Below are 23,101 nucleotides of genomic sequence, written 5' to 3'. Positions count from 1 at the left end.
GCCTAACCCCGGACGACCCCCATGCCGCGTGAAATCGAACTGAAGCTCGCCGTGCCAGACGCCGCGCTGGCGGCCGTGGCCGCATGGCTCGATGCCCACGGCGAGGCGCGTGGCGAAACCACGCTGCTCAATGTCTACCTGGACACGCCCGCGCGCGACCTGGCCCGCCAGCGTGCCGCGCTGCGGCTGCGCCAGAAAGACAACCAGACAGGCAGCCAGTGGCTCCAGACGCTGAAGACCGCCGGCAGCAGCCAGGGCGGACTGGCCTCGCGCAACGAGTGGGAGTGCGAGGTGGCCGGCGAGGCCATCGAGCTGTCCCGCTTCCCCGACGACGCGCGCGCCGTGCTGGCGCCGCTGGCCGGGCAACTGGCGCCGGTATTTCGCACCGATTTCGTCCGCCGCACGTGGATCGTCACGCAGGACGGCGCGCGCATCGAAGCCGCGCTCGATACCGGCACGATTACGGCGCCCGGGCAGGCCCGGACCGAGACCATCCAGGAACTCGAACTCGAATGGCTGCCCGGTGAGGATGGCGACGACAGCCCCCTCGCCGAAGCCGCGCTGCGCGCCTTCGCCGCACGGCTGGCCCATGTGGCACCGCTCACCCCGTCCGATCTGAGCAAGGCCGCGCGCGGCTATCGCCTGACGGGCGGCTCGCTTTCCTGACCTTCTCCCCCTCCCGCCCTCCCCGCATGCAAGCCGACTTCTTTGCCGCCCCGGCCGCCGAGCCCCCTGCCATCGCCCCGCTGCAAACCCAGGTCGATGCGCTGCCCGCCGCGTGGCGGGCCCTGCTCGCGCCGTGCCTCGGCCATGCCGCGTGGGACGAACTGGCGCGCTTTGTCGATGGCGAGCGCGCCGCCGGCAAGCCGGTATTTCCGCACGCGGTCTTCCATGCGCTGCACCTGACGCCGCCCGATGCCGTCAAGGTCGTGATCCTGGGGCAAGACCCGTATCACGGCACCGGGGTGGTCGGCGGCGCGGAGATTCCGCAGGCGCACGGCCTGGCGTTCTCGGTGCCCGAGGGCGTCAAGGTGCCGCCGAGCCTTCGCAATATCTTCAAGGAAATCGGGGCCGAGTATGGCGCCGAGCCGACGCGCGCCTCCGGCAACCTGGAAGGCTGGGCGCGTCAGGGCGTGCTGCTGCTGAACACCGTGCTGACCGTAGAGCAAGGCCAGGCGGCCAGCCACGCCAAGCGCGGCTGGGAGGCGGTGACCGACTGCCTGATCCACGCGCTGGCGGCGTCACAGCCCAATCTCGTGTTCCTGCTATGGGGCAGCCATGCGCAAGCCAAGCGGGCGCTGCTCGATGGGCAGACCGCGCACACGCATTGCGTCCTGGAGGCGCCACACCCGTCGCCGCTGTCCGCGCATCGCGGATTCCTGGGTTGCGGGCATTTCCGGCAGGCCAATGACTGGCTGGAACGCCATGGCCGTGCGCCGATCGACTGGCTGAAAGCCGACTGAAGGCTGACGAATCGTCAAGCAGTCGGCAGCCAGCGGAATCCGCTGAACGGCCCTTCGTCGTCAGCGGGCGTCATCTCCACCCTCGACACCTGCGCCGCCGGTGGGCCCGCCGCCATCCACGTCCGTAACGCCTCAAGCTGGTCGCGCGGCCCCCGCGCGATGACCTCGACCGTGCCATCGGTCCGGTTGCGCACCCATCCCACCAGCCCCAGCGCCGAGGCGCGGTCCGCGCAGGCCGCGCGATAGCCCACGCCCTGCACGCGGCCATGGGCGGTGAGATGCCAGGTTTCGGCGGTCGATGTCATCGGTCGCTCCTTTTCGGAATCGTCTCAGTCCTTCTCCGCCATCGACCGGCCAATCGCGCCGGTGCGCAGCGCGATCTTGGCGGCGTCCTCGCGCAGCGCGCGCAGGCGGCGCTCCAGCACTGCATTAGCGGCGCGTCCGGTCGAACTCGCGCCCGACTCGGCAGGTTGCGCGGGGTCATCCCGCTCGTCCGCGCCGATCTCGCCCGCCGCGGCGGCCTGGGCCAGCACGTCCGCCTTGCGCCGGTCGGCCGAATCCGCGATCCGCGCGCGGCGCTCGCTGGCTTCGTCGTCATCGGCGGCGGCCCCTGCGGCCGGCTCGTGCGGCGGCAGGCCTACGCCGGCCACGGCAGTTTCCGTCGGCGTGCGGATAAAGCCGGCGCCGCGTGGCCCGTGCCGCTCCTCGCCCGCCAGCCGTTCGCTGGCCAGCGTCAGGCTGCGCGTGGCGGCCTCCGTGGCCTGCTCGATGGCGGCCTCCGCCGCTGGCACGTCCAGTTCCTCGTAGTGCTGGCGCACCTGGATGCGCGCCGCCGCCACATGCGCCGCCACCAGATAATTCTGATTGATGAAGCGGCTCAGGTTGTCCACGGCGCGGTGCCGGCTGCGCGGCTCGTCGAGCATGCGCTGGAACGAGGCAATCAGCGCCGACAGGTTGTCCATGAACTGCTTGCGCTGCACGCGGTAGGCGAAGTCGTCCTTGGTGCGGCGCAGCAGCAGGTCACGCGTGGCGGCGATATAGCGCCGGTTCGCCTGGAGCACGTTCTCCACCAGCTTCGGAATCGCCCGGTACTCCCAGCTTGGCAGCACAAAGCTGAAGATGGACGCAATCACGCCGCCAATCACCGTATCGATCAGCCGCTCGCCCACCACGGTCTGGCTGCCCGGCATCAGCAGGTTGATCTGGATCAGCACCTGTACGCAGGCGGCGATGGCCGTATAGCGGTACTTGATGGTGGAAAACGCCGAACTGGCCACCAGCGCCACGTACAGCACCGCCAGCAGCACCAGCGGCTCCGTCACCACGCGCAGCACCACCACGCTGATCAGACAGCCGATCAGCGTGCCGATCAACCGGTCGTTGTAGCGCTGCTTGGTCAGGCTGTAGTTCGGCTTCAGGATCACGACAATCGTGAGAAGAATCCAATAGCTGTGCGACGCATACGGCAGCCGGTCGCCCAGCCAGAGCCCTACCGCCACCGCCATCGTGATGCGCAGCGCGTAGCGGAACGCCGGCGAGCGCCAGCGCAGGTTGTCCAGGATCACGCCCAGCTCGTACTTCTGGCGGGTCAGGAACGGGGTCATGTCCGATCCCGGCATCACCTTGGCCGGCTCCACCGGCGTGCGGGACGCCTCGTGCAGCTGGCCAACCAGCGTGATGGCGCCGCGAATCATCTCAAGCGTCTCCGCTAGCGCTGTCATGGCCGCCGCCGGCACGTGGTGATGTCGTAATTGTTCGATTTCCGCCGTCACGGCGCGCAGGTCAGGGCCGTAGTCATGGGCGCTGTACGAGGGCTTGCCACGCGTGACGTCGTAGGCGATTTCCTCGAGATCCTTGCCCAGGCCGCGCACCAGCCGCCGTATCGCGTCCAGCGCCGGCGTGCCGCCGAAGGTCTGGCGCAGCAAGGGATAGTCGGTGTTGGTGGAGAGGATGTACTCGTAGAGATCGAGCATCCGCAGGTGCACGCGCACCAGCAGGCCATCGTGCTTGGTGCGGTTTCCCCGCAGCACCAGGTCGCGCGCGGCCTGCTGGCGCTCGGCCACCACGATCTGCTGGCGCACCAGCTGGTTGAACTGTTCCTCGTAGTCGGTGCCGGCATCGTAGAAACCTGCCTTGATCTCGAGGTAGTGAGACATTTCGTACAGCGACTCGGCCAGGATCTGCTGGCGCGTGCGCCGCTCCATGACCCAGCTGACCGCCATCGCATACGCCAGGTAGGCCACCGCCCCGGCCCCGAACAGCCCGGCGTGGACAAGCGCCTTCTGGAGCACGAAGTCCTCGTTCACGGTGAGTGTCATGACGAACAATGCCGAAAACTGCAACGGCATGGTCTTGTTGCCATAGACCGTCATCATCCCGGCCAGGAAGGTCACCAGCACCAGCACCCACGGCAGCACGCGCGGGAACGGCGTGGCCAGCGCCACCACGGCGGTCACGGCGGTGCACAGCAGCACGCTGGCCAGCATCTCGTTGAACTTGTGGTTCAGCGGGCTGGGCAGGTCCATCAGGCTGGTACAGAGCGCGCCCATCGACACGACCATGGCGCTGGGCAGGTCCATGACCTGCATGGCCAGCAGCGTGGCGCCGATGACCCCGGTGGCCGAGCGCAGGCCACGGTAGATATAGTGCGAGAAGAGAAACGTGCGGGGATCGTGCGCGTATTCCATGGGGCGGCTTGGGGCTGGCGGGGCTGGCGAACGATGGCGACGTTGGCGCGGATGGGGGCGACCGGCGCCCGGTGTCAGGACCCGGGCGCCGTCATCGGCCGGTTACTGCCCCAGCCAGCGCGTGCGGGCCGCATGCTTGCCGGGCTCCACGTTCACTTTGTACTGCATGGCCGGCTCGCGCGCCAGGGTGACGGGCAGCACCTGGAGTTCGTCGCGCCGGAACAGGTGGAGTTGCACGGCGTCGCCGGGGCGGTAGCGCGCCAGTTGCTTGTCGAGCTGGCCCGGCGCCAGCCGCAGGCCGTCCAGCGCCACGAGCAGGTCGCCCGCCGAAACGCCGGCCGCCTGCCCTGCCCCGCCGTCGAGCACCTGGCTCACGCGTACCCAGCCTTCCTCGTTGCGGGTCTTGATGCCCAGCGCCGCGCCGGCGGACGGCTTGCCCGGCTCGACACGTTCGGCCTTGATGCCGAACGCGCGGAACAGCGGCGGCAGGTTGATCTCGCCCGTGCCCTCGGTCAGCGCCCGCAGCAGCGGGCCGAGCCGCAGCCCGGTCACCTGATCGAACAGCGCATGGACCTCGGCCTCCGTCACACCGCGCTGGGTGGCGCCCGGCGCGTAGAAGTCGCGGCCGTAGCGCTGCCAGAGCGCGCGCATGATGTCATCGAGCGACTTTCGCCCGCCGGTCTTCTCGCGAATGGTCAGGTCCAGCGCCAGCCCCACCAGCGAACCCTTGGTGTAGTAGCTGACGATGGCGTTCGGCGCGTTCTCGTCCTGCCGATAGTATTTCGTCCAGGCATCGAAGGCACTGTCGGCCACGCTCTGCTTGGTGCGGCCGTTGCCACGCAAGACGCCGTTCCAGGTCTTGGTCAGCATCTCGATGTACTGCGCGGTTGAAACCAGCCCCGTCCGGGCCAGGATCAGATCGTCGTAGTAGCTCGTAAATCCTTCGAACAGCCACAGCAGCGGCGTATAGGTTTCCTGCGCGAGCTGGTACGGCACGAACGCCGCCGGCTTGATCCGCTTGACGTTCCAGGTGTGGAAGTACTCGTGGCTGCACAGCCCCAGGAAGGTGCGATACCCCTCGCTGGTCTCGGCATTGCCACGCACCGGCAGGTCGCCGCGCGCGCACATCAGCGCCGTGCTGGCGCGGTGCTCCAAGCCGCCGTAGCCATCGGTGGTCACCATCGTCATGAAGACGTAGCGGCGATTGCTGTCCAGGAACGGCGCGCGGGCCGAGCGCGGCTCGAACAGTCGGATCTGGGCCTCGCAGATCTGTTTCAGGTCGCGGCAGACGCGTTGCAGGTCCAGGTTCGGCACCTTGCCCGTGAACACCACGTCGTGCTGGGCGCCGCAGGCACGGAAGCTGGCCATGGCGAACGTGCCCATCTCCACTGGATGGTCGATCAGTTCGTCGTAGTTGGCCGCCTGATAGCGCCCGAAGCCGTAGCGGCGCGCGCCGCCGGGGCCGCGCGCCTCGGGCAGCGCCGTGGCGACGCGCCAGTCGGCATACGCCTCGCCGGTGGGCGCGTGCAGATCGACGGTGCACGGGTGGTCGTCCTGCCCCACCACGCGCAGGAACACGGAGCTGCCGTTGAAGAAGCCGTGGGTGGTGTCCAGGTGCGCGCTGCGCACCGACAGGTCCCAGGCGTAGACCTCGTATTGCAGCACCAGCGGCCCGGCATCGGCGGCATCGGCGGCATCGGCGGCATCGGCGGCATCGGCGGCATCGGCGGCATCGGCGGCATCGGCGGCAAGTGGCGCAGCCTGCCAGGTTTGCTTGTCGAGCTTGGTCAGCGGCACCGCCGCCCCGCCCGCATCGGCCCGGATACGGACGATATTGCGCGCGAAGTCGCGGATCATGTAGCTGCCCGGAATCCACGCGGGCAGCGTGAACACCTGGCCGGCGGGGTCGGGGGCGTCCACCGTCACGGTCACGGCGAACAGATGGGCTTCGGGCTGAAGCGGGGCGATGGCGTAGCGGATCGGCGTCATGGTTGCGATTGTAGCGCCACGCCCCGTCACCCTTCGAACGTGGACTTGTCTTGTGGGGGTTCCCTCGGACGCCTGCCTCAGGCGTTCACATCGACCACCACGCGCCCGCGCATGCCGCCCGCCATGATCTGGCTGGCGGCGTCGATGGCCTCGCCCAGGCGGATCTCGCGCGTGATGGCCTGGAGCCGGTCCGGGGCCAGATCCTGCGCCAGCCGCTTCCACGCCGTCTCCCGCAGCGACATCGGCGCCATCACGCTGTCGATGCCGGCCAGCGTCACGCCGCGCAGGATGAACGGCGCCACCGAGGCCGGGAAATCCATGCCCTGCGCCAGCCCGCACGCCGTGACCACGCCGCCGTAGCGCACCTGGGCGCAGGCATTGACCAGCGTGTGCGAGCCCACCGAATCCACCACGCCCGCCCAGCGCTCCTTCTGGAGCGGCTTGCCCGGCGCGCCCAGTTCGGCACGGTCGATCACGTCGGCGGCGCCCAGCGCGCGCAGGAAATCCGCCTCCGCGGTCTTGCCGGTAGACGCCACCACGCGATAGCCGAGCTTCGACAAAATGGCGATGGCCACCGAGCCCACGCCGCCCGAGGCGCCCGTGACGAGTACCTCGCCATCGCCGGGCTTCACGGGCCCAAGCGCGCCGCCGCGCTCCAGCGCCAGCACCGACAGCATGGCCGTGTAGCCGGCCGTGCCGATCGCCATGGCCTGCCGCGACGTGAACGCATCCGGCAGCCGCACCAGCCAGTCGCCCTGCAACCGCGCGCGCTGCGCCAGGCAGCCCCAGTGCGTCTCGCCCACGCCGAAGCCGTTCAGCACCACGCGGTCGCCGGTGCGCCAGCGCGGGTCGCTCGAATCGAGCACCGTGCCGGCGCCGTCGATCCCCGCCACCATCGGCCACTTGCGCACCACCGGCGCGCGGCCCGTGATCGCCAGCCCGTCCTTGAAATTGATGGTCGAATAGTCGACGGCCACCAGCACGTTGCCGTCCACCGGCAGCGCGGATTCATCGAGTTGGGTGACGGCGGCGGCCGTCTTGCCATCGGCCTGGGTCAGCAGCAAAGCCTGGAACGTCATGGTGTCTCCTCGATCTCTTTGATTTTTCAGGGAATTTGGTAACGCAGCGCAGGCGCCGGAAAGCAAAACGGCCGGACAGTGCCGGCCGCTTCAGACAGCCGGGAGGGTCCGGCGCCGCGCGTTACTTCTTGAGACTGGCGAGCTTGCGCTCCAGCGTGGCGATGTCCGCCGCACCCGGGATGCGCGTGCCGTCGGTGAAGAACACCGCCGGCGTGCCCGAGATGTTCAGGCTCTGGCCCAGCGCCAGGTTCTCGTCCACCGGCGTCTTGCAGCTGCCGTTGCCGGTAATGGCCACATGGTTCAGCATCCAGTCGCGCCACACCTTGGTACGGTCTGTTGCACACCAGACCTGCTTGGCCTTGGTGGTCGAGTCGGGCGACAGCACCGGGTAGAGGAAGGTGTAGACCGTGATGTTGTCCATCTGCTGGAAGGTCTGCTCGATCTTCTTGCAGTAGCCGCAGTTCGGGTCCGAGAACACCGCCACGGTGCGGCTGCCATCGCCCTTCGTCCATTTGATGGCGCGCGCCAGCGGCAGGTCTGACCACTTGATCTTGTTCAGCTCGGCCAGGCGCTCTTCGGTCAGGTTGGTGTTGGTCTTGGTGTCGATGACCTCGCCATTGATGATGTAGCGCCCGGTGGGATCGGTGTAGACGATCTGCCCGGCCACGTTGACTTCATACAGACCCGGTACCGGCGCCTTGGTTACGCTCTTCACCTCGGCGCGGCCGCCCAGCATCTTCTGGATGGACGCCTTGATGCGGTCCGTGCCCGGCTCGTCCGCGGCCAGCGCGTGCAGGGCGTAGCCGCCCAGGGCCAGGCCACCGGCCAGGGCAGCAAGGGCGCCCATGCGGGCGGAACGGCGGCGGAACAGTTGCAACATGGTGACTCCAGGGTTCGGGTGCCTTGTCGGCAGAATCTTTAAATAGTGGATAGCCGGCTCAGCCCAGCGCGCGGCCGATCAGGAAGCGCTTGAGCAGCCCCTGGCCGCCCACGGCGCGCATGCCGGCGTTGCGTATCAGCCGCGCGGGCGTGCCCGGCAGCGAAAACAGCCGGTGCAGGCCATCGGTGGCGGCCGTCAGGGAGAGCAGGTCCGTGGCACGTGCACGCTCGTAGCGGCGTAACAGGCGCAGGTCGCCTTCCGAGCGGAACGGTTCTTTGTCGGCCATCACGCGCCCAAGTTCCGTCACATCGCGTAAACCAAGATTCATCCCCTGCCCGGCCAGCGGATGCACCACATGCGCGGCATCGCCAACCAGCGCCACGTGCGGCTGGACGAACTGCTCGGCACGCTGCAGCACCAGCGGGAAACCCTTGGCCGGCGTCAGGCAGCGCAGCGCGCCAAACCGCGCGCCGACCGCGCCGTTGGCCACCTGGGCCACGGTGGCGGCGAGGGCCTCGGGGGACAGCGCAACGAGGTCCTGCGCGTGGGCTTCATCGGCGGACCAGACCATCGACACGCGGTTGCCGGGCAGCGGCAGCATGGCGACGATCTCGCCATTGGCGAGTTCCTCGTCGGCCATGAGCTTCTCGGGCGCGCCCAGGAACCATTGCCACGCGGTTTCCTGGTGCGGCAGTTCGCAGGCGAAATTCGCCACCACGCCAAGCTGGCGGTAGCGCCGCTGGCTGGTGCCGATATGGCATTGCTGGCGCACCCAGGAGCGCGCGCCGTCGGCGCCGACCACGCAGTTGGCGCGCACGCGGGCGCCGCTGGCGAGGGTCAGGGTCACGCCGTCGAGGTCGCGCTCGAACCCATCGGCGGCTTCGTCGAACCATTGCACCTGGTGCTGGAAGCGCAGCGCGGTGTCCAGCACGCGCTCCACATGGCTCGACTCGATGATCCACGCCAGTTGCGGCACGGCGGCGGCATAGGCCGAGAAATGGAGGTCGCCGTGCGGCGAGGGGCTGGCCTCGGCGGCGCTGACGTCGCCGAAGACGCGCATGTCGCGCACGGGCTGTACGCGGGCGGGGTCGAGCGCCTCCCAGACGCGCAGCCGCTCCAGCAATTGCTGCGAGCTGGCCGAGAACGCGTAGATGCGGCTGTCCCAGTCGTCTTCCCCGGTGCGCGCGGTCTCGCCCACGGGGCGCGGGGCGACGAGGGCGACCTGCATGCCCTGCTGGGCCAGCAGCAGCGCGCAGGCCTTGCCGACGATGCCGCCGCCGACCACGGCAATCTGAAAGCGGGAAGATGGAGTCGAGGACATGGAATGGGAGGCGGCGCGACGCGCCGGTGCGGCTGGTCCGGTCATGCCTCGATTATAGCGACGTGACGTGCGCGCCATCGGAGACATCGCACAAGCCGTGGCGGGCCGGCCGCCGGGGGATAAAGGCTGGCCAAGGGTGGCCATCCGCTAGAATACAGGCTTTGCTATTTCCAGCCAGACACCATGAGCCTCAAATGCGGCATCGTCGGCCTGCCCAACGTCGGCAAGTCCACGCTGTTCAATGCCCTGACCAAGGCCGGCATCGCCGCCGAAAACTATCCGTTCTGCACCATCGAACCCAATGTGGGCGTCGTGGAAGTGCCGGATCCGAGGCTTACGAAGCTGGCTGAGATCGTCAAGCCAGAGCGTATCCTGCCGGCGACGGTGGAATTCGTCGATATCGCCGGCCTGGTGGCGGGCGCGTCCAAGGGCGAGGGCCTGGGCAACCAGTTCCTGGCCAATATCCGCGAAACCGACGCCATCACGCACGTCGTGCGCTGCTTCGAGGATCCGAACGTGATCCACGTGGCGGGCAAGGTGGATCCGCTGTCGGACATCGAAGTCATCAACACCGAACTGGCGCTGGCCGACCTGGCCACGGTGGAAAAGGCCCACGCGCGCTACATCAAGCCCGCCCGCGCCGGTGACAAGGAAGCGCAGCGACTGGTGGCAGTGCTGGAAAAGGCACAGACCGTGCTCGACCAGGCCAAGGCCGTGCGCACGCTGGACCTGTCGCCCGAGGAATGGGAAGCCATCCGCCCGTTCTGCCTGATCACCGCCAAGCCGACGATGTACGTGGCCAATGTGCGCGAAGACGGTTTTGAGAACAATCCGCACCTCGACGCGGTACGCGAGCACGCCAAGCTGACCAATTCGCCGGTCGTGGCTGTCTGCGCAGCCATCGAAGCCGAGATTGCCGACCTGGAAGATGCCGACAAGGCAGAATTCCTGGCCGACCTGGGCATGGAAGAGCCCGGCCTGGACCGCGTGATCCGCGCCGGCTTCACGCTGCTGGGCCTCCAGACCTACTTCACGGCGGGTGTGAAGGAAGTGCGCGCCTGGACGATCCACGTGGGCGACACCGCCCCCAAGGCCGCAGGCGTGATCCACACCGACTTCGAACGCGGCTTCATCCGCGCGCAAACCATCGCCTACGAGGACTTCATCCAGTTCAAGGGCGAACAGGGCGCGAAGGAAGCCGGCAAGATGCGCGCCGAAGGCAAGGAATACGTGGTGAAGGACGGGGACGTGATGAACTTCCTGTTTAACGTCTGAGGCAAGCGTACCCCTTCCAAGGAAACCCGGCAGATGCCGGGTTTTTTGCTTTTGGGCCGTAGCCCGAGCCCCCCGCTCCCGGGCTACAACGGCTTCAACTGTTCATCCCGCATGCCCACCAGCAGTGCCTGGCCACTGCTGTCCAGCCGGAACTCGCCATAGCGGGCCTTGGCGAACCGCTCCGCCTGTCCTTCCTGGAAGAACCACGCGTCGGTGGATACCTGCACGATCGGGCCGCCCCAGCGCGAGGGGACGTTCTGGACGCGCAGGCGCCGCTCGCCCTCGGCCAGCGGCTGGCCGTTCTGCAACCGCACCAGTTGCCCGACCCCAGTGGCGTCGCGGCGGATCACCACCTCGGTCTCCCGCTCGCGCGGGGACTGGGCGCTGGCCTGGGCGGCGGCGATCTCCAGCCCGATGGCGAAGTTCAGCGCCATGTAGTCGCCCTGCATCAGGGACCTCGGGTCCACGGGCGCCAGCCGCAGGTAGACGACCTCGCCGTGCGAGAGCACCCGTTCCTTGCCGACGATGACCGCCCCGGCCACGCCGATCACCAGCAGCCATGCCACCACGATCCATCGTTTCATGGCTGTGCCTCCATCCGTCGCATCACGATCCGGACCGCCAGCAGCAACACGCCGGCCGCCACCAGCGTGGCGGACTTGGCCAGCAGGGTCCACTGGAGCGAGCCGTAGTACCAGACAAAGCCAGCGATGAGCGCCGCGACGCCGAGCCCGAGCCATGGCAGCGACCCGCGCCGCAGGGCCAGCGCCAACGCGAGCACCCCGGCGCCGACTGCCGGCGCCATCACCATTAACGCGGCGAACGCCAGCGTCACGACCATCACCGCCGCGCTGACGCGCGCCCCGACATGCAGGCGCCGGCATTCGAACAGCGCGAATATCAGCAGCACCACCTCGGTCAGCACCCCGGCCAGCCACGGCCCGGCCAGGCGCGGCGCGCCACGCTCGTCGAAGACCCCGGCCAGCGGATGGGTCGCGCCAGTCACCAGCAGCGCCGCCGCCAGCGCGAACACCAGCGTGGCGTCCGCGCCGGGCTCCCATCGTCCATGTTGGCCGTGCGCCGCCAGCGCGTGCTCCTTCAGCACGAAGACGGTGACCACCGCGCAGGCCAGCGGCATCAGCCAGCCGAGCGACCATGGCAGCACGACCCAGCCGTAGTGCCTGGCCCCGGCCAGCAGGATATTCAGCGCGAACGCCAGCGCCGCCCAGGCGCCGAGCGCCACCACGAAGCGATGGAGCCGGTTCGGCACGATGACGTACAGCGCCACTTCGAACCCGGCCACGCCGAGCCAGAACGCTGCGCGGTCCACCAGCCACTCGCCGCCGAGCGTCTCCGCCGTGCCGAAGATCGCCATGCCCTGCCCGCCCAGGCTCAGGGCCAGCGCGAACTGGCCAAGCGCGATGCGCCTGCTGCGCTCGCCGGCCATCCGATACAGCAGCACGGCCCCGCCCAGCATCAGCAGCCCCGTGACCAGCATGGCCAGGCCGTTGCCGCGCGTTGCCGCGAACACCGAGCCGAGCAGGAATACCTGGAAGAACAGCGCGCCGAGCCAGCCCGCCGCGCCCATCAGCAGGCGGATGGGCCACGGCGTGCGCGGATTCGCCACGTACTCCCCCTCGACCACGCCCTGCGTAGCGAGATCGTCCCAAAGCTTCCGCTCCACGGTCTGCGCGCTCATGCCGGGCTCCCGTTGGCGTCACGCCACGCCCGCAGCAGCCATGCCGCCGCCGCAGCAGCCAGCCCCACCGTGACCAGCCCGAGCAGCAGGAAGATGCCGAAGTCGCCATGGCCCTCGGCCAGCAGGCGTCCCAGCGCCGACACCGCCAGCGCGATACCGGCCAGACACGCCAGGCTCAGCACGACGATATCGAAAGAAGCGCGCCGCCGGAACCACCCGCCGAGCCCGGCCAGCGCCACCGCGCCGGCCACCAGCCCCACCGCCTCCACGCGATGGACCAGCACGCTCGTGAGGCCCAGCCAGGCCGCATAGCCGCAGGCGAGCACGGCGATCAGGCGCGGGCCGGCATCGCCACGAAAGCCCCAGCGGGCCGCACGGGCCGCCAGCACGTACCAGAGCGCCAGTTGAACGCAGCACGCCAGCAGCAGGAACAGCGTGGTCTCGCGCGCATGGCGCCCCGCAAACAGCAGGTCGAACATGCCGCCCACGCCCAGCCGCACGCTGCCATAGCGGAGCAGCGCCACATTGCCCACCACGATCACCAGCCACCAATGCGGCGCCGCGCGCGCGGCCAGCGCCCACGGCACGGCCAGCAGCGTCCACAGGGCGAACAATTGCCATGCATCGGCACCGGTCTGGTAGGTCTGGCCGATCACGGCCATCCAGACCCCCGATACCACCTGCGCGCCGGCCAGCGCGGCCTGCCCGACACCGTCCCCGGCCGGCCGCCATGCCGCCAGCGCCGCGAGCCCGGTCAGCAGACCCGCCAGCAGCCCGAACTTGGCGAACTTGTGCAGCGCGTCCCAGTTGAACGCGAAGAAGACGATGACGCCAGCGCAGAGCAGCGCGGTGCCGAGCAGCAGCAGCGCCCGCTCGAGCCAGCGGTGCCAGTCGGCCCGCGCCGGCAGGGTGCGGGCCCACGCGGGCGAGAGGCCCTCCGCGTCAAGGCGATCCTGGGCGCGCCAGTCGGCCAGCGCCTGCTGGGCAATGCGTCGATCTGAAAGCGATGACAACAGAGGTTCCAACGGAATTCTCCCGGGCTGGCATGCGATGGAAAACGATGGAAAGCGAACGCAAGCGCACTGTAGCAAAGCGGCCTGCCCGTGCCTATGAGAGGGTTCTGAAAACGCGGCGCACGGCTTCCGCCGTGCTCCCGGCGCCGGTATGCTGGCGCCTTTCTCATCCAATCCGGGCAGCCATGACCCTCGGCATCCTTGCCGCGCTCCACGACGAAGTCGATGGACTGATCGCCGCCATGCGGCACGAAGACGCGCGCGCTACCGTGCGCACCATCGGCATGCGGGACTACTACGCTGGCACGCTCCACGGGCAAGCGGTGGTGCTGGTGCTGGCGCGCGTGGGGAAGGTGGCGGCGGCCGCCACCACGGTTACGCTGATCCGCGAGTTCGGCGTGGACGAGATCGTGTTCACGGGGCTGGCCGGCGGCGTGGGGGCCGAGGTGCGCGTGGGCGATATCGTCGTGGCCGACCGCACCCTCCAGCACGACCTGGACGCCCGCCCGCTGTTTCCGCGCCACGAGGTGCCGCTGCTGGCGCGCGCCGAGTTCCCGGCCGATGCCGAACTGACGGCGGCGCTGCGCGCGGCGGCTGCCGATTTCCTGCGCCACGACCTCGCCACCGAAGTGCCGGACGGCGTGCTGGCCCGCTTCGGCGTGGCCGCGCCGCGCCTGCACGTGGGCATGGTGGCCAGCGGCGACCAGTTCATCAACGCCCCGGCGGCCGTGGCTGACTTGCGGGAGCGCCTGCCGGGCGTGCAGGCCGTGGAGATGGAAGGCGCGGCGCTGGCCCAGATCTGCTACGAGTACGGCGTGCCCTACGCGGTCATGCGCACCGTGTCCGATCGGGCCGACGACGTCGCCCATGTGGATTTTTCGGCATTTTTGCGCGATGTGGCCAGCCACTATTCGAGCGCGATCCTGCGGCGCTTCCTGTCCGCGCGGGGTCAGGCTTAAGCCGCCGACGATCCGGACCGCCTTACCGTCGCGGCCGCGCCACACCCCAGACGCCTACCAGCACCGCCGCGCCGAGGATGGCGGCAGTCCACCCCGAGAGCTGGCCGTCGGTAAACAAGTGCGCCGCACGCCCGCCGTAGAACGCGCCCAACGCGCCGAGCATGCCCAGCACCAGCGCGGCCGGCAGGCTCACGACCCGCCCGGCCGGGTGCATCTGGCGTCCCGCCAGGCCCACGATCGCCCCCACCACCACCAAGCCGAGCATCGGCACCCCCTGTCTGTCCGGATTTCGGCCACCACCGCGTGACCGCGCCGTAACAATACTGGCGTTTTGGCGCACTTGGAACAAAACGCCCCTTCACCCTGCAAAATCGCGGCCCGGCGGTATAATGGCCATCGCTTCCGGCTACGATCCGGATGGCAACGAACCCCACAAATGCAACTGCTCGCGATCGGTATCAATCACACGACGGCACCCGTCTCGCTCCGCGAGCGCGTGGCGTTTCCGCTTGAGCAGATCAAACCGGCCCTGGGCGCGCTGCGCACCCACCTGGCCGGCCGCAGCGGCACCGAGGCCGCCATCCTCTCTACCTGCAACCGTACCGAGATCTACTGCGCCACCGATGTGCTGCAGCCCGGTGCGGACGGCTTCGAGCACACGCTGCGCTGGCTGGCCCAGCATCACAACGTGCCGGCCGGCGAACTGGCCCCCCATCTGTATGCGCTGCCCCAGTCCGAAGCCGTGCGTCACGCGTTCCGCGTGGCCAGCGGGCTGGACTCGATGGTGCTTGGCGAAACGCAGATCCTGGGCCAGCTCAAGGACGCAGTGCGCACCGCCGGCGAGGCCGGCGCGCTCGGCACCTACCTGAACCAGCTGTTCCAGCGCACCTTCGCCGTGGCGAAGGAAGTGCGCGGCCAGACCGAGATCGGCGCCCATTCGGTGTCGATGGCCGCCGCCGCCGTGCGGCTCGCCCAGCGGATTTTCGAAAGTGTTTCCACTCAGCGCGTGCTGTTCATCGGCGCGGGCGAGATGATCGAGCTGTGCGCCACGCACTTCGCCGCGCAGATGCCGCGCCAGATCGTGGTGGCCAACCGCACCATCGAGCGCGGCGAGCGGCTGGCCGAGCAACTGGCCGAACAGGGCCTGACCACGCAGGCCATCCGCCTGCAGGATCTGGGCGAGCGGCTGCACGAGTTCGACATCGTAGTGTCCTGCACCGCGAGTTCGCTGCCGATCATCGGCCTGGGCGCCGTGGAGCGCGCGGTCAAGCGCCGCAAGCATCGCCCGATCATGATGGTCGACCTGGCCGTGCCGCGCGATGTGGAACCCGAGGTGGCGCGCCTGAACGACGTGTTCCTGTACACCGTGGATGACCTCGGCGCCGTGGTGCGCGAGGGCAACGCGCTGCGCCAGGCCGCCGTGGCGCAGGCCGAGGCGATCATCGAGAGCCGTGTGCAGAACTTCATGCACTGGCTGGAGACGCGCAGCGTGGTGCCCGTGATCCGGGAGATCCAGTCCCACGGCGAGGCCATGCGCCAGGCCGAACTCGAACGCGCGCGCCGCATGCTGGCGCGTGGCGACGACCCCGAAGCGGTGCTGGAAGCGCTCTCCGGCGCGCTGACCCGCAAGTTCCTGCACGGCCCCACCCACGCCCTGAACCACACCCAGGGCGAAGACCGCGAGGCGCTGCTGCGCCTGGTGCCGGGCCTGTTCCGCCACAGCAGCCACTCCGAGCGCTAGCCGCGCTCGCCCCCGGCCGGCCGCGCCGGCCCGCTGGCGTTGTGGCCAGCGTCCCACGGTTGCCCCCACGGCGCCGCGCAGACCTCCCCCCATCGCGCCCCAGTTTCCTTTCGGATACCCATGAAAGCCAGCATGCTCAACAAGCTCGACCAACTGGCCGAGCGACTCGATGAAGTCAACGCCCTGCTTGCCCGCGAGAACGCCACGGCCAACATCGACCAGTACCGCAAGCTCTCGCGGGAACATGCCGAACTGTCGCCGGTGGCCGAGCAGTACGGCCAGTACCGGCAGGCGCAGGAAGACCTGGCTACGGCGCAGGCGCTGCTGGACGACCCCGAGATGAAGGAATTCGCCGCCGACGAGATCGGCGCGGCGCGCCAGCGGCTGGAAGACCTCACCGCCAGCCTCCAGACCCTGCTGTTGCCGAAGGACCCCAACGACGACCGCAACCTGCTGCTCGAAATCCGCGCCGGCACCGGCGGCGAGGAAAGCGCGCTGTTCGCCGCCGACCTGCTGCGCATGTACACGCGCTATGCGGAACGGCAGCGCTGGCAGGTGGAGGTGATGAGCGAGTCCGAGTCGGACCTGGGCGGCTACAAGGAAGTGATTGTGCGGATTGCCGGCGACGCCGCCTTCTCCAAGCTGAAGTTCGAGTCGGGCGGCCACCGCGTGCAGCGCGTGCCGGCCACCGAGGCGCAAGGCCGCATCCACACCTCGGCCTGCACCGTGGCGGTGATGCCGGAGGCCGACGAGGTGGGCGAGGTGGAGATCAACCCGTCCGACCTGCGCGTCGACACCTTCCGCGCGTCCGGCGCGGGCGGCCAGCACGTGAACAAGACCGATTCGGCGGTGCGCCTGACCCACCTGCCCACGGGCATCGTGGTGGAGTGCCAGGACGACCGCAGCCAGCATCGCAACAAGGACAAGGCGATGAAGGTGCTGGCGGCGCGCATCAAGGACATGCAGCTGCGTGCGGCACAGGCCAAGGAAGCCAGCACGCGGCGCAACCTGATCGGCTCGGGCGACCGCAGCGACCGCATCCGCACCTACAACTTCCCGCAGGGCCGCGTGACCGACCACCGCATCAACCTCACGCTCTACAAGATCGACATGATCATGGACGGCGACATGGATGAGTTGATCGCCGCGCTCTCCGCCGAACACCAGGCCGACCAGCTCGCCGCGCTGGGCGACGAGGGCTGACTTGCGTCATGAAGTGATGATTTCATCACCAACGGGCAAGTGTTTGTAACTGAGGTAAATGCTTGAAACAGCACTGGCCCGCCAAATCGCGGTGTCTATAATCGATTCGACCAGACCGCCCCCATGCGTCACTTTCCGCACCTGGGAGGCAGCGAAGTCTGGGCTGAAGTCGACTCCTCAAAACAGACACCAAGGATGAAATCATGAAGAAACTGCTCGCCCTGTTGATGATTACCGCCGCCATGGCGGCTTGCAGCAAGAAGGAAGACGCCCCGGCCGCCAACGCCGATGCCGCCATGCAGAGCGCTGCGGAATCGGCCAAGGCCGCCGCCAGCGATGCCGCCGCCGCCGCCGCCAACGCCGCTGACGCCGCCAAGGCCGCCGCGAGCGGTGCCGCCGCCGATGTCTCGGCCGCCGCCGAACAGGCCAAGACCGATGCCGGCCACGCCATGGCGAACGCCAAGGAAGCCGCACGCGATGCCGTGAACACCACGGCGGACAAGGCCAAGGAAACCGTCAATAAGTAATTGGTCCAACGGTAATCACGCCGCCCGCGCGCCCGCGCGCCGCCAAATCGGCTTACACTGGGTGGCTAGTACCCGCGCCAATACGGCGCCCAGCAAAGAACCCCGTCGCGCCAGGTCCCGACGGGGTTTTTTGCACCCGCTCTCCCTGTTTCAGCCATCTATTTCCGATGTCTTCCACCCCGCCGGGCGCCCTGTCGCCCGACCCCACGCTGCGCGAAGCCCAGACGCTGGCTGCGATGGCCGGCCTGCCGGCGCTCGAGGCCCGCATGCTGCTGTCCCACGTGACCGGCCTCACGCGTACGCAACTCATCACGCGTGATACCGACCACCTCAATGGCGCACAACGTGATGCATTCTCCACGTTAATGGCGCGGCGGCTGGCCGGCGAGCCGATGGCCTACCTGCTGGGCGAGCGCGAGTTCTTCGGCCGCACCTTCCGCGTCACGCCCGATGTGCTGATTCCGCGCCCCGACACCGAGGTGGCGGTGGAGATGTCGCTGGCGCGCGTGGCCCATGTGCACGCGCCGCGTGTGCTGGATCTCGGCACCGGTTCCGGCATCCTGGCCGTGACGATTGCCCGCGAGCGCTCCGACGCCGAGGTCTGGGCAACCGATATCTCGCCGGGTGCGCTGATGGTGGCCCAGGACAACGCGCGCGCGCTCGAGGCGCACGGCATCCATTTCCTGGTTTCGGACTGGTACGACGCCGTGCCGGACACCCTGCGCTTCGACCTGATCGTCAGCAATCCGCCCTATATCGCCTCCGGCGACCCGCATCTGGTGGAAGGCGACCTGCGTTTCGAGCCCATCGACGCGCTCACCGACCACGAGGACGGCCTGTCCGACCTGGCCACCATCGTGGCCGGCGCGGCGGGCCGCCTGCTGCCCGGCGGCTGGCTGCTGATGGAGCACGGCTACGACCAGGGCGCGGCCACGCGGGCGCTCCTTGAGGCAGGCGGCTTTACCGAGGTGTCCACCGCCCGCGACCTCGCCGGGCAGGAGCGCTGCAGCGGCGGGCGATGGCCGAGCGAATCCGGTAAAATTCCGACCTGACATCCGCCTCGGCGGCAATCCCAATCCCAAGACACAGGCGGCGCCACACGGCACCGCGCGCAACCGGAAGTGACACCATGAGTGACGTACAGCAGAAGATCGACCAGATCGTGAAGGGCAGCCCCGTGGTCCTGTTCATGAAGGGCACGGCGCAGTTCCCGATGTGCGGCTTCTCCGGCCGTGCCATCCAGATCCTGAAGGCCTGCGGCGTGGACACCCCGACCACGGTCAACGTGCTCGAGGACGAAGGCATCCGCCAGGGCATCAAGGAATATGCGAGCTGGCCCACGATTCCGCAGCTCTACGTGAACGGCGAGTTCGTCGGCGGCTCGGACATCATGATGGAGATGTACCAGAACGGCGAACTGCAATCGCTGCTGAAGTCGTAATCATGCCCGCACCGGATGGCGCCGTGCCGCAACGGCTGATCGTCGCCATCACGGGCGCTACGGGCGCCATCTATGGCGTCCGGCTGCTGCAGGTGCTGCAAGGCGTGGCGGGGGTGGAAACCCACCTGCTGATCTCGCCCGCCGGGGTGATGAACCTCCAGCACGAACTCGATATCAGCCGCGCCCAGGTGGAGTCACTGGCGGGCGTAGTGCACAACGTGCGCGACATCGGCGCGACCATCGCCAGCGGATCGTTCCGCGCCCATGCGATGGTCGTGGCGCCCTGCTCCATGCGCACGCTGGCCGCCATCGCCCATGGCCTCTCCGACAACCTGATCACCCGCGCGGCGGACGTCACGCTCAAGGAACGGCGCAAGCTGGTACTGATGGTGCGTGAAACGCCGCTGAACCTGGCGCACCTGCGCAATATGACGGCGGTCACGGAGATGGGCGGGATCGTGTTCCCGCCGGTGCCGGGCTTCTACCAGAAGCCGCAGACGATTGCCGAACTGGTCGACCATACGGTCGGGCGCGTGCTCGATCTCGTCGATCTGCCAGAGATCGGCCAATCGCTCACGCCGAGTTGGGGCGGGTTGAACCCTGGCGCTGCCGACGCCGCCACCTAGGGCTCTACCCGCTTCTGCTTGTTGTCACCGGCTGCGTATCTCTCGCCGATTTACCAGCCGCCGCGATAATAACGGCGGCCATAGTAACCGTGGCCACCGTAGTAATACGGCGCGGGCCGCACCACCACGGCGGGCGGTCCGACATAGACCGGCGCAGGCGCCACGGCCACCGGAGCCGGGGCCACGGCGGGGCCGTACGGCGTCGGATAGACCGCGCAGCCGCCCAGCATCGCCGCGCCAATCGCCACCAAACCCATCGCACCTATCGCTTTCGCTCGCATGTTGTTGTCCTTGAGTGTGTCAGGCAGTGCCTGCCCTCATGAACGTTATACGGGGCGGTTTGGTAATACAGCGTCAAGACCCCGTAACTATTGTTACGAGTCGCTACGGGTTCATCCTTCGCATTATTACGATGTATTACAGATCGAAGCGGATGCCCTGCGCCAGCGGCAATGCATCGCCGTAGTTGATGGTATTGGTCGCCCGGCGCATGTAGCCTTTCCACGCATCGGAGCCCGATTCGCGCCCGCCACCGGTAGCCTTCTCCCCGCCGAAGGCGCCGCCGATCTCGGCGCCGCTGGTGCCGATGTTCACGTTGGCGATGCCGCAGTCGCTGCCCGCCGCCGAGACGAACCGCTCCGCCTCGCGCAGGGACTCGGTGAAGAGGCACGACGACAGCCCGTGCGACGCCGCGTTGTTCAGCGCGATGGCCTCGTCGAGCGAGGTGTACGGCATCAGGTAGAGGATGGGCGCGAAGGTCTCGGTCAGCATGGTGTCGTGCTGGGTATCGGTCAGCACCAGCGCCGGCCGCACGTAGCAGGCGTGCGGATAGCGGTCCGCCAGCAGCCGCTCGCCGCCATGCACGACGTTGCCCTGCGCGCGGCAGGCGGCCAGCGCGTTGGCCATGGTGTCACCGGCGGCCATGTCGATCAGCGGGCCGACCAGCGTGCCCTCCTGCAGCGGATCGCCCACCGGCAGCCGCGCGTAGACCTGGCGCAGCCGGTTGGTCACGGTCTCGATCAGGTCGACGTGGACAAAGGCGCGCCGCAGCGTGGTGCAACGCTGGCCGGCGGTGCCGGCTGCCGAAAAGGTCATCGCGCGGATGGTCAGTTCCAGGTTGGCCGATGGCGCGACGATGGCCGCGTTGTTGCCGCCCAGTTCGAGGATGGTGCGCTTGAACCGCCCGGCGCAGGCCATGCCCACCTCGCGGCCCATGCGCGTGGAGCCGGTAGCGCTGATCAGCCGCACGGCCGGATGCTGCACCAGTTGCGCGCCAAGCGTGCGCCCGCCCGGCAGCACTACGCACAGGCCAGCGTGCTGGGGCGCCGCCTCATCGAATACCCGATCGAGCAGCGCCTGCGCGGCCAGCGCGCACAGCGGCGTCTTCTCCGACGGCTTCCAGACCACGCCATTGCCGCAGACCAGCGCCAGCGCCGCGTTCCACGCCCACACCGCCACCGGGAAGTTGAACGCCGAAATCACCCCGCATAGCCCGAACGGATGCCAGGTCTCGCGCATCGCGTGCGCGGGGCGCTCCGAGGCAATCGTCAGCCCGTGCAGCTGGCGTGAGAGTCCCACGGCAAAGTCGCAGATGTCGATCATCTCCTGCACTTCGCCGAGTCCTTCCTGGAGGATCTTGCCGGACTCCAGCGCCACCAGCCGCCCCAGCGCGGTCTTGTGCGTGCGCAGCGCCTCGCCGAAGCGCCGTACCACCTCGCCGCGCGCCGGGGCCGGGGTCAGCGCCCAGGTGGTCTGCGCCGCGTGCGCGCGGGCGATGCGGGCATCGGCGTCGGCCACGGTGCAGGCCGGCAGGTGGCCGAAGATTTCCCCATCGACTGGCGAGCGCAGCGCGAGCGCCTCGCCCGCGCCATGCGAATCGTCCCAAGGCTGGCGCAGGCCCATGGCCTGCCAGCATGCGGCTACGTCCTGCGCTTTCATGCGAGCGTCTCCTGTAGTGGGTGATGGCTGTAATGCTGGCCGAACCGGTTGGCCAGGAAGCGATCGAGCGGCATGGCTTCCTGCGGCACGAAGCCGGACTGGGGCAGCACGCCCGTCGCCACGAGGTCCAGCGCCGTGCAGATACCAGCCGCCGTGGTGAGCTGGATGGCGTTGACGTGCCCGATGCCGCCAAAGTCCTCCATCCCGCCGATGCGCGCCGAGAACGACGCTTGCGTCAGCGGCCCCCGCACGCCATGGCTACCCTGCCCGACTTTGGCGCCGGGGTGGCCCGTGGCGCTGGCGAACACGATCACCACATCCTGCTCGGTCACCGGAATGGCGTGCTCGAAGATCTCGCGCAGCCAGCTCCGGCGCTCGCGCAGTCGCAGGTCGTTCAGCAGCAGCTTCATCTGGGCGCAGTGCCCCGGGTAACGGATCGACTTGTAATCGACATGGCGCGCGCGGCCCGCCAGGGTATCCGGCAGCGTGCCCAGGCCCCCTGAGGTATTAAAGGCTTCGTACTCGATGCCGTCCAGCGCGAAGGATTCATGACCCTCCAGCGCCGCCAACTCCACGCGGCGGCCATCGACAATGGCCTCGCAGGGGTTGCAGTACTCGTTGATCAGCCCCTCGGTGCTCCAGGTCAGGTTGTACTTGAGCGCGTTGCTGGGGTAGCGCGGCAGCGCGCCCACGCGCATGCGCAGGTCGAGCAGGTCGCCGCCATCCCGCAAAAAGCGCCGCGCCAGGTCGTGGCCCACCACGCCGATAAAGCCCGGCGCCAGCCCGCACTGCGGCATCAGCACCGAGCGCGCGCCCTGGGCCAGCTGGCGGATGGCGTGGGTGGCGGCCACGTCCTCGGTCAGGTCGAAGTAGTGCACGCCGAGCCGCGCGGCCACGGTGGCCACGTGGATGGCCGCATGGAACGGCAGCGCATTGAGCACGGCGTCGGCCCCGGCCAGCAAGGCGGCGCAGGTGCCGGGCTCGGTCGGGTCGCCGGCGCGCACGGCAATCTGGCGCGGCAGGCCGTCCAGCCGGTGCGGGTCATGGTCGACCAGACAGACGCGGTAGTCGCCGGTATCCGCGAGCATCGTCGCGATCACACGGCCGATCTTGCCGGCGCCGAGCACGACGACCGACAGCGGCCGGGGCGATTGGGTCAGGTCCCGCGCGGCGCCGGGACCAAGGTTGGATGGTTGCATGATGGCTCCCCCTCAAAAATGCATGAATCCGTAAGGGAAGTATGGGCAGCCCTGCGCACGT

At 68.7% G+C, this 23,101-nt stretch carries 23 protein-coding genes; 10 read left to right on the top strand and 13 right to left on the bottom strand.

Features of this window, described 5'->3' with window-relative positions; all coding sequences use genetic code 11:
• Positions 1-21: 21 nt before the first annotated feature.
• Positions 22-666 carry a CYTH domain-containing protein gene (locus SB751_RS24050; RefSeq protein WP_144200520.1) on the top strand — a complete coding sequence of 215 codons (645 nt, stop codon included), beginning with the start codon at positions 22-24 and terminating at the stop codon, positions 664-666.
• A 26-nt stretch (positions 667-692) separates the two neighbouring features.
• Complete coding sequence (locus SB751_RS24045; RefSeq protein ID WP_144200518.1) at positions 693-1,463, top strand: uracil-DNA glycosylase; 771 nt, start codon at positions 693-695, stop codon at positions 1,461-1,463.
• 14 nt (positions 1,464-1,477) lie between these two features.
• On the opposite strand, the gene SB751_RS24040 is transcribed toward SB751_RS24045, so the two are convergent.
• The 6 genes from SB751_RS24040 to SB751_RS24015 form a co-directional block, all read right to left on the bottom strand.
• Positions 1,478-1,768 carry an acylphosphatase gene (locus SB751_RS24040; RefSeq protein ID WP_144200516.1) on the bottom strand — a complete coding sequence of 97 codons (291 nt, stop codon included), beginning with the start codon at positions 1,766-1,768 and terminating at the stop codon, positions 1,478-1,480.
• 24 nt (positions 1,769-1,792) lie between these two features.
• The gene (locus tag SB751_RS24035; protein ID WP_410748637.1) at positions 1,793-4,150 is read right to left on the bottom strand and encodes an FUSC family protein; all 2,358 of its coding nucleotides are present in this window, start codon (positions 4,148-4,150) and stop codon (positions 1,793-1,795) included.
• Positions 4,151-4,252: 102 nt separating this feature from the next.
• Positions 4,253-6,139, bottom strand: coding sequence for a M61 family metallopeptidase (locus SB751_RS24030; protein ID WP_410748636.1), 1,887 nt, complete (start codon positions 6,137-6,139; stop codon positions 4,253-4,255).
• Positions 6,140-6,216: 77 nt separating this feature from the next.
• Entirely contained in the window at positions 6,217-7,218 is a 1,002-nt protein-coding gene (locus SB751_RS24025) for an MDR family oxidoreductase (RefSeq protein ID WP_144200508.1), read from the bottom strand.
• 121 nt (positions 7,219-7,339) lie between these two features.
• On the bottom strand, positions 7,340-8,098 hold the full coding sequence (locus SB751_RS24020; protein ID WP_092299058.1) for a DsbC family protein: 759 nt from the start codon (positions 8,096-8,098) through the stop codon (positions 7,340-7,342).
• A gap of 58 nt (positions 8,099-8,156) precedes the next feature.
• Positions 8,157-9,464, bottom strand: coding sequence for a UbiH/UbiF family hydroxylase (locus SB751_RS24015; RefSeq protein ID WP_144200506.1), 1,308 nt, complete (start codon positions 9,462-9,464; stop codon positions 8,157-8,159).
• Between the two features lie 138 nt (positions 9,465-9,602).
• Between SB751_RS24015 and ychF the strand changes: the two genes are divergently transcribed.
• A complete protein-coding gene (ychF, locus tag SB751_RS24010) occupies positions 9,603-10,694 on the top strand; it encodes a redox-regulated ATPase YchF (RefSeq protein ID WP_144200504.1) in 1,092 nt (363 codons plus the stop codon).
• Positions 10,695-10,777: 83 nt separating this feature from the next.
• On the opposite strand, the gene SB751_RS24005 is transcribed toward ychF, so the two are convergent.
• From SB751_RS24005 to SB751_RS23995, 3 genes are read right to left on the bottom strand one after another with little or no spacing between them, the layout of a single operon-like run.
• Entirely contained in the window at positions 10,778-11,278 is a 501-nt protein-coding gene (locus tag SB751_RS24005; RefSeq protein WP_144200502.1) for a GDYXXLXY domain-containing protein, read from the bottom strand.
• On the bottom strand, positions 11,275-12,393 hold the full coding sequence (locus SB751_RS24000; protein WP_144200500.1) for a DUF4401 domain-containing protein: 1,119 nt from the start codon (positions 12,391-12,393) through the stop codon (positions 11,275-11,277). The genes SB751_RS24005 and SB751_RS24000 overlap by 4 nt, the downstream gene beginning before the upstream one ends.
• The gene (locus tag SB751_RS23995; RefSeq protein ID WP_144200498.1) at positions 12,390-13,406 is read right to left on the bottom strand and encodes a DUF2157 domain-containing protein; all 1,017 of its coding nucleotides are present in this window, start codon (positions 13,404-13,406) and stop codon (positions 12,390-12,392) included. Before SB751_RS23995 ends, SB751_RS24000 begins: the two co-directional genes overlap by 4 nt.
• A gap of 185 nt (positions 13,407-13,591) precedes the next feature.
• Between SB751_RS23995 and SB751_RS23990 the strand changes: the two genes are divergently transcribed.
• Positions 13,592-14,365, top strand: a complete 774-nt coding sequence (locus tag SB751_RS23990) for a 5'-methylthioadenosine/adenosylhomocysteine nucleosidase (RefSeq protein ID WP_144200496.1) — start codon at positions 13,592-13,594, stop codon at positions 14,363-14,365.
• A 22-nt stretch (positions 14,366-14,387) separates the two neighbouring features.
• On the opposite strand, the gene SB751_RS23985 is transcribed toward SB751_RS23990, so the two are convergent.
• Positions 14,388-14,630, bottom strand: coding sequence for a GlsB/YeaQ/YmgE family stress response membrane protein (locus SB751_RS23985; RefSeq protein WP_144200575.1), 243 nt, complete (start codon positions 14,628-14,630; stop codon positions 14,388-14,390).
• A 171-nt stretch (positions 14,631-14,801) separates the two neighbouring features.
• Between SB751_RS23985 and hemA the strand changes: the two genes are divergently transcribed.
• From hemA to SB751_RS23955, 6 genes are all read left to right on the top strand, one after another.
• Positions 14,802-16,106 carry a glutamyl-tRNA reductase gene (gene hemA, locus SB751_RS23980; RefSeq protein ID WP_144200494.1) on the top strand — a complete coding sequence of 435 codons (1,305 nt, stop codon included), beginning with the start codon at positions 14,802-14,804 and terminating at the stop codon, positions 16,104-16,106.
• Positions 16,107-16,226: 120 nt separating this feature from the next.
• Positions 16,227-17,309 carry a peptide chain release factor 1 gene (gene prfA / locus SB751_RS23975; protein WP_144200492.1) on the top strand — a complete coding sequence of 361 codons (1,083 nt, stop codon included), beginning with the start codon at positions 16,227-16,229 and terminating at the stop codon, positions 17,307-17,309.
• 203 nt (positions 17,310-17,512) lie between these two features.
• Positions 17,513-17,836, top strand: coding sequence for a hypothetical protein (locus SB751_RS23970; protein ID WP_092299088.1), 324 nt, complete (start codon positions 17,513-17,515; stop codon positions 17,834-17,836).
• A 167-nt stretch (positions 17,837-18,003) separates the two neighbouring features.
• A complete protein-coding gene (gene prmC / locus SB751_RS23965; protein WP_144200490.1) occupies positions 18,004-18,888 on the top strand; it encodes a peptide chain release factor N(5)-glutamine methyltransferase in 885 nt (294 codons plus the stop codon).
• Positions 18,889-18,965: 77 nt separating this feature from the next.
• On the top strand, positions 18,966-19,277 hold the full coding sequence (gene grxD, locus SB751_RS23960) for a Grx4 family monothiol glutaredoxin (RefSeq protein ID WP_092299094.1): 312 nt from the start codon (positions 18,966-18,968) through the stop codon (positions 19,275-19,277).
• A gap of 2 nt (positions 19,278-19,279) precedes the next feature.
• Positions 19,280-19,903, top strand: coding sequence for a UbiX family flavin prenyltransferase (locus SB751_RS23955; protein ID WP_144200488.1), 624 nt, complete (start codon positions 19,280-19,282; stop codon positions 19,901-19,903).
• A 50-nt stretch (positions 19,904-19,953) separates the two neighbouring features.
• Here the strand turns inward: SB751_RS23955 and SB751_RS23950 are convergent, their stop codons facing one another.
• The 3 genes from SB751_RS23950 to SB751_RS23940 form a co-directional block, all read right to left on the bottom strand.
• Positions 19,954-20,184, bottom strand: coding sequence for a hypothetical protein (locus SB751_RS23950; RefSeq protein WP_244844568.1), 231 nt, complete (start codon positions 20,182-20,184; stop codon positions 19,954-19,956).
• A 136-nt stretch (positions 20,185-20,320) separates the two neighbouring features.
• Entirely contained in the window at positions 20,321-21,841 is a 1,521-nt protein-coding gene (locus tag SB751_RS23945; protein WP_144200486.1) for an aldehyde dehydrogenase family protein, read from the bottom strand.
• On the bottom strand, positions 21,838-23,040 hold the full coding sequence (locus SB751_RS23940; protein ID WP_144200484.1) for a saccharopine dehydrogenase C-terminal domain-containing protein: 1,203 nt from the start codon (positions 23,038-23,040) through the stop codon (positions 21,838-21,840). Before SB751_RS23940 ends, SB751_RS23945 begins: the two co-directional genes overlap by 4 nt.
• Between the last annotated feature and the right edge of the window lie 61 nt (positions 23,041-23,101).

The sequence above is a fragment of the Cupriavidus sp. SIMBA_020 genome, assembly GCF_046535395.1.
Classification (GTDB): Bacteria; Pseudomonadota; Gammaproteobacteria; order Burkholderiales; family Burkholderiaceae; genus Cupriavidus; species Cupriavidus campinensis.
This window is presented reverse-complemented; position numbering and strand designations above follow the sequence as displayed.